Source organism: Mycoplana sp. 10N416 (assembly GCF_056394765.1).
In genome coordinates, this window is record NZ_JBFTIM010000004.1 from 446,589 (window position 1) to 458,605 (window position 12,017).

At 63.2% G+C, this 12,017-nt stretch carries 10 protein-coding genes and 1 riboswitch; of the genes, 3 read left to right on the forward strand and 7 right to left on the reverse strand.

Going from position 1 to position 12,017, the window contains the following annotated elements; translation table 11 throughout:
• Positions 1 to 21: 21 nt before the first annotated feature.
• Positions 22 to 483: a YybH family protein gene (locus AC1DDS_RS11415; protein WP_477478999.1), complete on the forward strand. Its 462-nt coding sequence runs from the start codon at positions 22 to 24 to the stop codon at positions 481 to 483.
• Between the two features lie 39 nt (positions 484 to 522).
• Here the strand turns inward: AC1DDS_RS11415 and apaG are convergent, their stop codons facing one another.
• Positions 523 to 915, reverse strand: coding sequence for a Co2+/Mg2+ efflux protein ApaG (gene apaG / locus AC1DDS_RS11420; RefSeq protein ID WP_477479000.1), 393 nt, complete (start codon positions 913 to 915; stop codon positions 523 to 525).
• Positions 916 to 1,138: 223 nt separating this feature from the next.
• Positions 1,139 to 2,323, reverse strand: coding sequence for an O-succinylhomoserine sulfhydrylase (locus tag AC1DDS_RS11425; protein WP_477479001.1), 1,185 nt, complete (start codon positions 2,321 to 2,323; stop codon positions 1,139 to 1,141).
• Between the two features lie 44 nt (positions 2,324 to 2,367).
• Positions 2,368 to 2,446: riboswitch (SAM riboswitch) on the reverse strand.
• 73 nt (positions 2,447 to 2,519) lie between these two features.
• Between AC1DDS_RS11425 and AC1DDS_RS11430 the strand changes: the two genes are divergently transcribed.
• Positions 2,520 to 3,617 (forward strand): 2'-deoxycytidine 5'-triphosphate deaminase, encoded by a 1,098-nt coding sequence (locus AC1DDS_RS11430; RefSeq protein WP_477479002.1) that lies wholly within the window; start codon positions 2,520 to 2,522, stop codon positions 3,615 to 3,617.
• Between the two features lie 202 nt (positions 3,618 to 3,819).
• Complete coding sequence (locus AC1DDS_RS11435; RefSeq protein ID WP_477479003.1) at positions 3,820 to 5,775, forward strand: calcium-binding protein; 1,956 nt, start codon at positions 3,820 to 3,822, stop codon at positions 5,773 to 5,775.
• Positions 5,776 to 5,808: 33 nt separating this feature from the next.
• Here AC1DDS_RS11435 and AC1DDS_RS11440 read toward each other — a convergent pair whose 3' ends face one another.
• The 5 genes from AC1DDS_RS11440 to AC1DDS_RS11460 all read right to left on the reverse strand — a co-directional run.
• On the reverse strand, positions 5,809 to 7,218 hold the full coding sequence (locus AC1DDS_RS11440) for an HlyD family type I secretion periplasmic adaptor subunit (RefSeq protein WP_477479004.1): 1,410 nt from the start codon (positions 7,216 to 7,218) through the stop codon (positions 5,809 to 5,811).
• Positions 7,215 to 9,359: a peptidase domain-containing ABC transporter gene (locus AC1DDS_RS11445; RefSeq protein ID WP_477479005.1), complete on the reverse strand. Its 2,145-nt coding sequence runs from the start codon at positions 9,357 to 9,359 to the stop codon at positions 7,215 to 7,217. Before AC1DDS_RS11445 ends, AC1DDS_RS11440 begins: the two co-directional genes overlap by 4 nt.
• A gap of 28 nt (positions 9,360 to 9,387) precedes the next feature.
• The gene (locus AC1DDS_RS11450) at positions 9,388 to 9,696 is read right to left on the reverse strand and encodes a hypothetical protein (RefSeq protein ID WP_477479006.1); all 309 of its coding nucleotides are present in this window, start codon (positions 9,694 to 9,696) and stop codon (positions 9,388 to 9,390) included.
• Complete coding sequence (locus tag AC1DDS_RS11455) at positions 9,693 to 10,943, reverse strand: GTP-binding protein (RefSeq protein WP_477479007.1); 1,251 nt, start codon at positions 10,941 to 10,943, stop codon at positions 9,693 to 9,695. Before AC1DDS_RS11455 ends, AC1DDS_RS11450 begins: the two co-directional genes overlap by 4 nt.
• 21 nt (positions 10,944 to 10,964) lie before the next feature.
• A partial coding sequence (locus AC1DDS_RS11460; protein WP_477479008.1) for a DUF4082 domain-containing protein occupies positions 10,965 to 12,017 on the reverse strand: 1,053 nt, incomplete at its 5' end.

The following is a 12,017-nucleotide window of genomic DNA, read 5'->3' on the forward strand; positions in this document are numbered from 1 at the left end:
GCGCTCGTCGAGGAGCAGGCCATGATCCGCGCATTTGCCTTTCTCGTGCCGATGACAATCGGCGTCGTGATGGCGGCCGATATGCCGGTGGCGAACTCGGACGCCGACAAGCAGCAGATTCTGAAGAATGACGAGGCCTGGCTGAAGGCGGTCGCGACAAAGGACCCGCAGGCCATCGCCGCGTTCTATGCCGAAGACGGATCGATCCTGGCGCCGGGCATGCCGATTGCCAAGGGACGCGACGCAGTCGAGGCCGCCTGGAAGGGCCTGGTCGGCATGAAGGACTTTTCCCTCACCTTTTCGCCCTCCCTTGTCGAGGTCGCCCAGTCGGGCGACATCGCCTATGAGATCGGAACGTACGAACTCGGATACTCGACCGACAAGCCCGTTGACGAAAAGGGAAAGTACGTGGTCGTCTGGAAGAAAGCCGGCGACGACTGGAAGGTGATGGCCGACATCTTCAACAGCGACGGCGCGATCTAATGCTTCAATCTAACCCGGAAAGGCTCTAGACGCCGGGGGTCAGTTCAGGGTGCGGCTCTGGCCCGGCGCATCGAGCGAGAAGGCGGGGATGGTGACATCGAACGCTTCGCCGCTTGTCGTTTCCATCTGGTAATGGCCGAACATGACACCGGATGGCGTGTCGAGCGGGCAGCCGGAGGAATACTCGTAAGTATCCCCCGGTCCCAGCACCGGTTGTTCGCCAACCACGCCGGGACCGCTGACCTCGTCAACGAGCCCGTTCTGGTCGGTGATGTGCCAATAGCGCGTCATCAGCCTGACGGTCGCATCGGAATGGTTGGCGATGACGATGCGGTATCCCCAGACATAGCGGCTGTCGTCCGGGTCGGATTGCTCCTCCAGAAAATAGGGCTCGACAGTGACCTCGATATCGCGGGTAAGCGCTCTGTACATTCCAAGGCCTTAGGCTGATTGCTCTCGAACGGGTTGCGGCGAACCATGCGCGCAGGTGCATCGCATCTGCGCTTTGGCATTTGCGGCAGCACGCTCACCGCCATCCATTGGTTGGCACGTTCTCGACGATCCGATCAAGACAATTGTCGATCGTCAAGCGGCGTTGGCTGCCCCTGGGCGCAAAAAAAGCAGCGCACGGCCGGCATGCGCTGCTTCACCGGGTTCAGGATTTCACCTTCTCCAGCGCCTGGGCGAAGTCGGCGAGCAGGTCCTCGCTGTCCTCGATGCCCGCGGAGAAGCGGACGGTGCCGGGCGAAATGCCGAGTTCGGCGCGGGCCTCGTCGGTCAGGTTCTTGTGCGTCGTCGTTCCCGGATGGGTGATCAGGCTCTTCGCGTCGCCGAGATTGTTGGAGATCTCGACGATCTCGAGGGCGTTCTGCAGCGCGAAGGCGGCTTCCTTGCCACCCTTGAGCTCGATGCAGATCAGCGTGGAGCCGCCGGACATCTGCCTGGCGATGATGTCGGCCTGCGGGTGATCCTTGCGACCGGGGTAGATGACGCGGGCAACCTTCGGGTGATCGGCGAGAAGGTCGGCAATGCGCGAAGCGTTTTCGGTCTGCTGCTTGACGCGCAGCGGCAGCGTTTCGATCCCCTTCAGCAGCGTCCAGGCGTTGAACGGCGACATGGCGGGACCGGTGTGGCGGAAGTAGTCCTGCAGGCTTTCCTCGATCCACTCCTTGTCGGACAGCACGATGCCGCCGAGGCAGCGGCCCTGGCCGTCAATGTGCTTGGTGGCCGAGTAGACGACCACATGGGCGCCGAGCTCAAGCGGCTTCTGAAAGAGCGGGGTGGCGAAGACGTTGTCGACGACGACCTTGGCGCCGATCTGGTTTGCGAGCTTGGCCACGCCGGCGATGTCGACTACCTCCAGCGTCGGGTTCGTCGGGCTTTCGAGGAAGAAGACCTTGGTGTTCTTCCGGATCGCCTTTTCCCAGTTGGCGAGATCGCGCCCGTCGACCAGCGTACACTCGACGCCGTATTTCGGCGCCAGCGTCTCGACCACCCAGCGGCAGGAGCCGAACAGGGCGCGGGCGGCGACGATATGGTCGCCGGCCTTCACCTGGCAGAGGATCGCGGCCGCAACCGCCGCCATGCCGGATGCCATGGCGCGGCCTTCCGCGGCGCCTTCGAGCAGGCACATGCGCCGCTCGAACATGTCATTGGTCGGGCTGCCGTAGCGGGCATAGATGAAGCCCTCCGTCTCACCCTTGAAGCGAGCCTCGGCGGCTTCCGCGGTCTCGTAGACGAAACCCTGGGTCAGGAAGATGGCTTCGGAGGTTTCGGCGTGCTGCGAACGGGTGGTGCCGCCATGGACGAGTTGGGTTGCCGGGCGCCAGGACTTGCTCATGATGATTGCCTTCCAAAACAAAAAAACCGGCCGCGAAAAGCAGGCCGGTTGGACACCCGGCCTTTTTAGCTACTTGTTTAACGTGGCTGCAAGCCGACCGGCCAAATCACCACGGGATATCCGCTCCATACTGCGAGGCGGTGCTTGCGTCAATTGCCGGCATTTGGTTTTGTCGGCCAGTTTAAAGGAACGGTCTATGGTACGTGCAACGGGAATTCTGGCGGATCGCGCCATCAAGGGGCTGTTCGACAGCAACAGGCTGATAAGCGAGGCCGCGCTGGACCCGGACCAGATTCAGCCGGCGAGCCTCGATCTGCGCCTGGGCTCGAAGGCCTTCCGCGTCCGCGCCAGTTTCCTGCCCGGGCCTGCCCATCTGGTCGCCGACAAGCTCGACCGGCTGAAGCTGCATGTGATCGACCTTACCGACGGCGCCGTGCTGGAGACGGGCTGCGTCTATATCGTGCCGCTGATGGAAAGCCTCGACCTGCCGGAGGATCTGTCCGCCTCCACCAACCCGAAAAGCTCGACCGGCCGGCTCGACATTTTCACCCGCGTCATCACCGATCGGGCGCAGGAATTCGACAAGATCCCGGCCGGCTACAAGGGGCCGCTCTATCTCGAGATCTCGCCCCGCACTTTTCCGATCGTCGTGCGGCGCGGCTCGCGCCTGTCGCAGATCCGCTTTCGTACCGGCAATGCGCTGCTGACGGATGCCGAGCTTCTGGCGCTGCACGCATCCGACACGCTGGTGGCGAGCGACACGCCGAACGTCTCGGGCGGCGGCATCGCGCTGTCAATCGACCTGGTGGGCACCGGGCCGGACGGCCTCGTCGGCTATCGCGGCAAGCACCACACGGCCGTCGTCGACGTCGACAAGAAGAACCAGCACGACGTGTTCGATTTCTGGGAGCCGCTGTTCAGCCGCGGCCGCAACGAACTGATCCTCGATCCGGATGAATTCTACATCCTTGTCTCGCGCGAGGCGGTGCACGTGCCGCCGCTCTATGCCGCCGAAATGACACCATTCGATCCGCTCGTCGGCGAGTTCCGCGTCCACTATGCCGGTTTCTTCGATCCCGGCTTTGGCCATGCCGCCGCCGGCGGTTCGGGAAGCCGTGCGGTGCTGGAGGTGCGCAGCCACGAGGTGCCCTTCATCCTCGAGCACGGCCAGATCGTCGGGCGTCTCGTCTACGAGCGCATGCTCGAGCTTCCCGAAAGCCTCTACGGCACCGGACTGGGCTCCAACTACCAGGCGCAGGGCCTGAAGCTGTCGAAGCATTTCCGCACCAGCTGAGCCGGGCGTTCACTGCGACCCGCTCGAATGAGTCCCGACGCGCGCCGGCCGCAGCTTCGCCGCTGCCGCTCGTTCGGCATCCTCTCTCGATTTTCACGTTAGCTGTTTCCTCGGTGACAACCAGTTGTCTCGCTTCGCGCTAGCAACCGAAGCCAGGCCGCTGTCGCGGCATCGGATTGAACCGTGATGGAGGGAAGCTCAAATGGCGATTCACGTTATAGAAGTAGAGTCAATCACACCCGTTACGGCCTCGACCGACAACGATGTCTGGATGATACGTGAGGGTGTCACGCTTGCCGTCGCGCCCTCGCCCCGCGGCGCGATCGACGCCAGCGTCACAGCGAATAACCGCAAGTTCATCGTGGATGGGAACGTTTTTGGGAGCGAGGTCGGCATCTATCTGGGTGCGGGAACCGATACCAAGATCGTCGTGGGGGACACAGGTTCGGTCAGAAGCTCGTCGACGGCGATGATGGCCTGGGCACCAGGGGTGGAGGCCACACTGAGACTTGAAAACGATGGAGAGGTCTACGGCTCGAACGAAGGTATCTATGTCCTCCTGACGAAACTCGACCTCACCAACAATGGGATGATCGGGGGAGGCTATAGCGCCGTAGTTGCCAGATCGAACTTCACCTACATCGTCAACAATGGGGTGATGAATGGTCTCGTTGCTGCTTATGGGGACGCCGCTGGCAAAGCTGCGATCAACAACACCGGCACCATCAATGGTCGGCTCGATGTGCTCACGAACGCAGCACAGGTCAACACGGTCTTCAATTCCGGTACGATAGCCGCGCACGACAAGTTGGGGAGTAGTCAGGACGCGGTCGTCGGTGGCCTTGCTGCCGAGCAGGTGGTCAATACCGGCACAATAAGGGGGCACCTGGACCTCGGCGGGGGGGCAGACACCTTCTCAAACTCCGGTTTCGTTCAGGGCAACATTTTCTTCCTGGCTGGCGACGACGCGCTGACGCTCAATAGCGGCGGCATCATCGAAGGCAATGTGGACATGGGAGAGGGCAACGACCGCATCAACCTGATCGGCGGATCGATCACCGGCACCGTGTCGGGCGGCCAGGGAAATGACTATTACGTCATCCGCAACGCAGACGCCGTTTTGACTGAAACAGCGAATCAAGGCGTCGATACCGTCGAAACCCGCACCACCTGGTATCTGGACGACAACTTCGAAAACCTAGTGCTCGCCGGCAACGCGAGCGTCGAGGGGCACGGCAATGAGCTTGCCAATGCATTGACCGGCAACATCGCCTCCAACCGGCTGTTCGGCTACGAGGGCGACGACGTGCTCGATGGCGGAAAGGGGGGCGACCGGCTCGACGGCGGTGCCGGCAACGACACCTATATCGTCGCCAACGCGGGAGATGTCGTTGTCGAAAAAGCGGGTGCGGGCAGGGACACCGTCAAATCCACCGTCAGTCTGGTGCTTTCGGCGAACGTCGAAAACCTGATCCTTGGCGGAACCGGCGCGCTGAACGGCACCGGCAACGCCCTCGCCAACACACTGACCGGCAATGCCGGCAAGAACGTCCTGAACGGCGGTACCGGCAAGGACACGCTGATTGGCGGTGCCGGCAACGACACCTACATCACCGATGGCGGCGACACGATCAAGGAGGATGCGAATGGAGGCATCGACCTCGTCAAGAGTTCCGTCACGCTCACGCTCGGTGCAAACCTCGAAAACCTGACGCTGACCGGTACCAAAAGCATTGGCGGCACCGGCAACGCGCTCGACAACGTTCTGGTCGGCAACGCCGGAAAGAACGTTCTGAACGGAGGCGCGGGTGCCGACACTCTGACCGGGGGGCGTGGCAGTGACACTTTCGTCTTCAACTCCGCCCTGAGCAGCAAGAATATCGACAAAATCAGCGACTTCGACACGAAGTCCGATATCATCCATCTGGACGACGCGATCTTCCGCGGCCTGAAGGCCGGTGCTTTGTCAGCCGATGCCTTCCGGATCGGAACTGCCGCTGCCGATGCCAGCGACCGCATCATCTACAACGATGCGACCGGGGCGCTGTTCTTCGATCGCGATGGTTCCGGATCCGCCTACAAGGCCGTGCAGTTCGCCGACCTGTCAGCCGGCCTGAAAAGTGCGGGCATCGCTTACAGCGACTTCTTCGTCATTTAGCGTAGGGATCACTGCGGTGCCTCGGCAAGGCCATCAAGGCTCCCGGATGGCGCTGTCGAGCCCGCGCAGCAGCGGATAGAGGAAATAGGAGATGACGGTTCGGCGACCGACCTTGATCTCGGCCGAGACCGTCATGCCCGGCAGGAGCCGGATCGTCTCACCGTCGGAGTGGAGTTGCATGTCGGTCAGCGGCACCCGGGCCTTGAAGTAGGGAGCAGGCGATTGTCCCGTGGCCGCTTCCTGCTGGGTCGGGTTGAAGGCGTCGCGGCTGATCGTGCGGATCGTCCCGGAAGCCGTTCCGTACTTCTGGAACGGATAGGCGTCGAGCTTGATCCGGGCTTCGCTGTCGACTGCGACGCGCGCGATGTCGCGGGAGTTGACCGAGACCTCCGCTTCGAGCGGGACGTTGAGGGGGACGAGCGTCACGATCGGCTCCGCCTCGCGGACCACCGAGCCGACCGAGCGCTGGGCCAGGTCGAGGACGACGGCGTCGGCCGGCGCTGTCAGCGTGATCATCTCGCGCCTCAGTTCCATTTTCTTCAATTCGTCGGCGGCGGTGTCGCGCTGGTTGCGTAGTTCGACCAGTTGTTCCATCGACGCCCTGCGAAAGTCCTCGACAAAAGCCTGCCGGTCGGCTCGCAGCTTCGCCAGCGTGTGATCGGCTTCCGCCGCCTTGCCGCGCAACGCCGACAGGCTCGTCTCGACATCAAGCCGCGCGTCACGCGCGCCAAGGAAGTTGATCAGCGATCCGCTGTCCTTCCGGTAGAGCGACTCGCGCGCCCCTTCGATGCGATTGAGATTGTCGCGCCGGTTCGTCAGCACCGCCTGCTGATCCTTGCTGGAGGCGATCGCCGCAAGCTGGCCGGCGATCTGCTGGTCGAAATTCTGCACCTGCGCGAGGTAGTAAGCGCGGCGCTGGGCGAAAAGCTGCGCTTGCAGCAGCTCATCCGGTGAACTGCCTGCGTTTGCCGTGTAGTCGACCCCTGCGAGTTCGGCGTCGATGCGCTTCACCTGCGCGTCGAGGGCGGAAAATTTCGTGCGCTGCTGGTCGGCGTCCGATTGGCTGAAGGTTGCGTCCATTCTGGCCAGCGTCTGGCCGGCGTGAACCACGTCTCCCGCCGAGACCTCGATGGAGCGGATGATCGACGTCTCGAGCGGCTGGGCGACAATGGTCGGCTGCGTGGTGACGAGTTTGCCGGGGGCGATGACGACCTCGTCGATCTTCGATAGCGATGCCCAAAGGATCGCCGAGCCGATCAGCGCGGTGATGCCGTAGAGGGTCATCCGCGCTACCCTGGGCGGCGCGCGTTCTTCGAGTTCCACGGCGTCCGACTGGAATTCCGCGATCACCGGCGGGCGGGCGTATTGCACGACGAGTTCGGTTCCGGGCTTGCCGGCCGGAACGGGAAGGTTCTCGTGCCCTCTCGCGCTGTCGTCGCTCATGCCACCTGCCTTGTTTGCTGGGACCATAGGTGGCGATAGGTCATGCAGCGCGAAACCAGTTGGTCGTGGCGGCCGATATCGGCAACCTTGCCGCGCTCCACGACGAGGATCGCGTCGGCGTCGACCAGCGTCGACAGCCGGTGCGAAACGATGATGACGGTGCGCCCCTTCGCGATCTTGCTCAGGTTCTCGCGGATGATCGCTTCACTGTCGGGATCGAGCGCACTGGTGGCCTCGTCGAGAATGAGCAGTTTCGGGTTGGTCAGCAGCGCGCGCGCGATCGCAAGACGCTGCTTCTGGCCGCCTGAAAGGTTTGCGGCATTCTCTTCCAGCATGGTCTCGAAGCCACGCGGCAGCCGCTCGATGAACTCCTCTGCGCCGGCAATGCGGGCGACGTCGACGATCTCCTCGATGCTCGCGTCCGGCTTGGCCGCGGCGATGTTCTCGCGCACCGAGCCGCGGAACAGGAAATTATCCTGCAGCACCACGCCGATGCTCGAGCGCAGATGAACGAGATCGATTTCCCGGTTGTCGTAGCCGTCGATCCTGACCAGCCCCTGCTGGTTCTGGTATAGCCCCTGGATCAGTCGCGTCACGGTCGTCTTGCCGGAGCCGCTCTTGCCGACGATGCCGAAGACCGAGCCGGCGGGAACGGTGAACGACACGTCGTCGAGCGCCGGGGCGTTTTCCGGCACGTAACGGAAGGTGACCCTGTCGAACTCGATCTTTCCGCTGAACTCCGGCCGGATTCCGCGGCCGCGGCCGGCCTGTTCGCGGCGCTGGTTCATGATCTCGCCGAGCATCCGCACGGAAAGCGCCACTTCCTGATACTCATGCACCATGGTGACGATCTGGACGAGCGGCCCGGAAACGCGCCCGGCCAGCATGTTGAAGGCGACCAGCGCGCCGATTGTCATCGCGCCGCTGAAGACGTCGAGCGCGCCGAGCCCGATGATGGCGACGCTCATCAGCTTTTCCAGCAGCCCGGTGATGGCCTGGGCGATCGATGAGATCTTGTCGACGCGAAAGCGCACGGAAATGGTTTCGGCCGAACGATCGTCCCACACCTGCCGCTGCCGCGGCTCCAGGGCAAGCGACTTGACCGTGCGCATGCCGTGCACGGTTTCGACCAGCAGCGCCTGCCGCTCCCCCTCGACCCGGTAGAGCGCCTGCAGCCGTCGTTGGAATGGCCCAACGAGCATCATGACGACGAGGCCGACGAGCAAGGCAAAGCCGAGCACGACGAAGGTCAGCTTGACGCTGTAGAGAAGAAGGATCGGCACGAACACCAGCAGCGACAGGCTGTCCAGAAGCGTCAGGAACAGACGGCCGGTCAGGAATTCGCGAATTCGCCCGGTCTGCTGCATGTGCTTGACGATCACGCCGGCTGAGGATTGCTCGAACAGGGCGATCGGCAGATCCAGCAAGTGGCCGAATGTTCGGGTGGCGATCCGGATATCGATCTTGTTGGTTGCGTAGAGCAGCAGATAACGCCGCAGAAAGGTGAAGGCCGCATCGAAGATCAGCGCGATGGCAATGCCGACGGTGAGGACGGTGAGCGTCGCATAGCTCTGGTGCACCAGAACCTTGTCGATCACCAGCTGGAAGAAGATCGGCGTGGTGAGGCCAAGCCCGTAGAGAACGAAGGCCGCCAGCGCCACGTCGCGAAAGAGGCTGCGCTGGCGCACGATCTCCGGAATGAACCAGCGCAGGCCAAAGGGCTGATCGTCATCGAAGAGGCGATAGTTGCGCTTCAGGAGGACGATGGAGCCATGCCAGCTTCGGGAGAACTTCTCCTCGTCGAGAAGAATGAACTCCGGACGCTTCGCGAGCGGATCGAGCACGCGGATCATCCGGTCCTCGCCGCTGCCGGCGGCGGCGGCGATCACGATCCAGTTGCCGTTGTCGAGTTCGGCGAGCACGGGATAGGCCTGGCCCAACGTGAACAGGCCATCCCAGCTCAGGCGGACATGCCGGGCCTTCAGGCCCGCATCCTTCGCCATCCTGAGGAGCTTTCGCGTAGGAACCGGCTGCTCGCCAATGGCATAGTCATGCATTAGCCGTTCGGGCGCCAGGTCGATCCCATGATGACGCGCGACCAGCGTCAGGCATTGGAGGTTGGTGTGCTGAGACGCGCCCATCGCCGCTCCCAATAAGTGCCGCGCGTGCTCAGTTGAAATTCGGCGACTCGTTTGACGAGCCCCGTGTCTGCTGCCCCGCATCGCCCGCCGGAAGGGCCGCAATGTCGCCGATGCGGCGAACGGCGCCGGCTTCGACGAGGCCGTTGAGCGCCTTCTGCATGAGGTCGACCGCATTGGCGAAGGCATCCACCGGCATGACGACCCGCTGGCGGAACACCGGCTTTGGATTGTTGTTCGCGTCGCGTTCGGTCGCCGACAGGGACATCAGGTCGATGCGGACGATCGTGCCCGTGACGGTGATCTCGCCGATGCCATCGGAATAAAGCTCCTGGGTCATTGTTGTCTCCATAGGATGTTGCTCGCAGGTGAAGGAGGAGGGGAATCGTGTTGCCAGGGCGGAAAGGGATCATCCAGATCGCGCGCGCTGCTGGAATCGAAGCCGGCCTCGCCACCGACCAGGCACTCATCAAGCGCTGAGCGGATTGTGGCTTCGGCCAGCCGGGTGCCGATGAAGACGAGCTCCTGCCGTCGGTCGCCCCAGATCGGGCTCCAGTGACGGTCGAGAAGCGCATGGAACTGTGGCTGGCGCGGCCAGTGGGCGCGCGGCACCGTCGCCCACCAGAGGCCTTTCGCCTCGGTGCGCCGCTGCACGCCGGCAATCGACAGCAGTCCGATCCAGTCCGGCCGCGTCGCCAACCAGAAATGACCCTTCGCCCGGATCAGGCCGGGCCACTCCCTGGAAAGAAATGCATGGAAGCTCGAGGGATCGAAGGGGCGGCGCGCCCGGTACACGAAGCTGGATATGCCGTATTCCTCCGTCTCCGGAACGTGGTCGCCCCAGCCGAACAATTCCTTGTGCCACAAGGGATGCCTTGCCGACTTTGCTTCGGAGAACAGGCCGGTGTTGAGGATGGCCCGCAACGGGAGCACGCCGAAGTCCGTCTCCAGCACGCGTGCATCCGGATTGAGCGCGGCAATGACGCGGCGAACGGCCTGCCTGGTTTCGGCCGGCACCTCGGAGACCTTGTTGACGACGACGACGTCGGCGAATTCGATCTGCTCGACCAGGAGATCGACGAGGCTGCGATGGTCGTTCTCGTCGCGCGTCGCACCGCGGTCGCTCAGAAAATCAGTGCTGGCATAGTCCGCCAGCAGATTGGCGGCGTCCACGACCGATACCATGGTGTCCAGCCGTGCGATGTCGGCGAGCGCCGCCCCAGCCGCGTCGCGGAAGGAGAATGTCGCTGCGATCGGCAGGGGTTCGGCTATTCCGGTGCCTTCGATCAGGAGATAGTCGAAGCGCCGCTCGTCTGCGAGCCGGCGAACCTCGCCGAGCAGGTCGTCGCGCAGCGTGCAGCAGATGCAGCCGTTGGTCAGCTCGACCAGCGCCTCGTCCGTCCGCGAAAGGTCTGCTCCGCCATCACGTACGAGATCCGCGTCGATGCTGATCTCGCTCATGTCGTTGACGATGACCGCCACCCGCAGGTCCTCGCGATTGCGAAGCACGTGATTGAGAATTGTCGTCTTGCCAGCCCCCAGAAACCCTGCCAGCACGGTTACCGGGAGTCGATTGTCGTCGACCATGCCTGCCCCTTGTGCCCAAACTTATGCCGCCAGCTGCGGCCTGAAGAGTACGTCCACGTAGTAGTTCGTGTTGTTGTAGCTGCTCGTGGGGAACACCCCTGCCGCCCCGTATGCGTAAACGCCGTTGCCGCCGCTCAAGGCCGATGACAGGGCATGAAGATTGTTGTTGTCGACGCCCGAATTGAAGAAGTTGCTGGTTGCCGAGTAATTTCCGTTGCTGCTGTAGGACACGACGTAGGTCGTGTTCGCCTGGATCGAGACGTCGTTCGAGAGATTGACGGTCTGCCAGCCGCTGGCGGTCTCGTTCGTGAAGGTCGCGCTTGCCAGCAGCGTGCCGGTCGCGCTCCACAGATAGCCGGTGTGCGTGCCGGTATTGTTGGCGCCCTTGTAGAAACGGAAGCCGGTGATGGAACCGGCCACGTCCGCCTGGAACTTCATGCCGAGGTTGACGCGGTTGTTGTCGTTGACCGAGAGCGTCGTCGGCGTGCTGGTGGCGGCAAAGACGCTCTGCGTGCCCGTCGAGGGCGGGACCACCGTCAGGCTGACGGTCGCCGATGCCGTGCCGCCGCGGCCGTCGGAAATGCTGTAGCGGAAGCTCGCCGGGCCGCTGTAGCCGGCCGTCGGCGTGAAGGTGACGGCATTCGTCTGGCCGTTGAAGGCAACGGTGCCATTCACTGCGTTGTCCACCTCTGTGATCGTCAGCGGGTCGCCGTCCGGATCGTTGTCGTTGGCGAGCAGCGCCGACGCCTGGATCGTCGCAGCCGTTCCGGGCGTGGTGGTGAAGCCGCTGTCGTTGGCGGCCACCGGAACCGCGTTGGYGGTGGAGCGCTCGAACAGGACRTCYACCCAGTAGTTCGWCGAACTCCAGCTCGAGGTCGGAAACTCGTTGCCGGAGCCGTAGGCGTAGACGCCGTTGCCGCCGCTGCTGGAACTKGAAGGYGCGCTGAGCACGCCGTTCGTCCGCGTCGTGGTGAAGTAGTTCGGCGTCGCGGCATAGCGGCCGTTGGATTGGTAGCTGGCGACATAGGTCGTGCCGGCGGTGATGTTCACCGGCTGCGAGAACATCACCGTCTG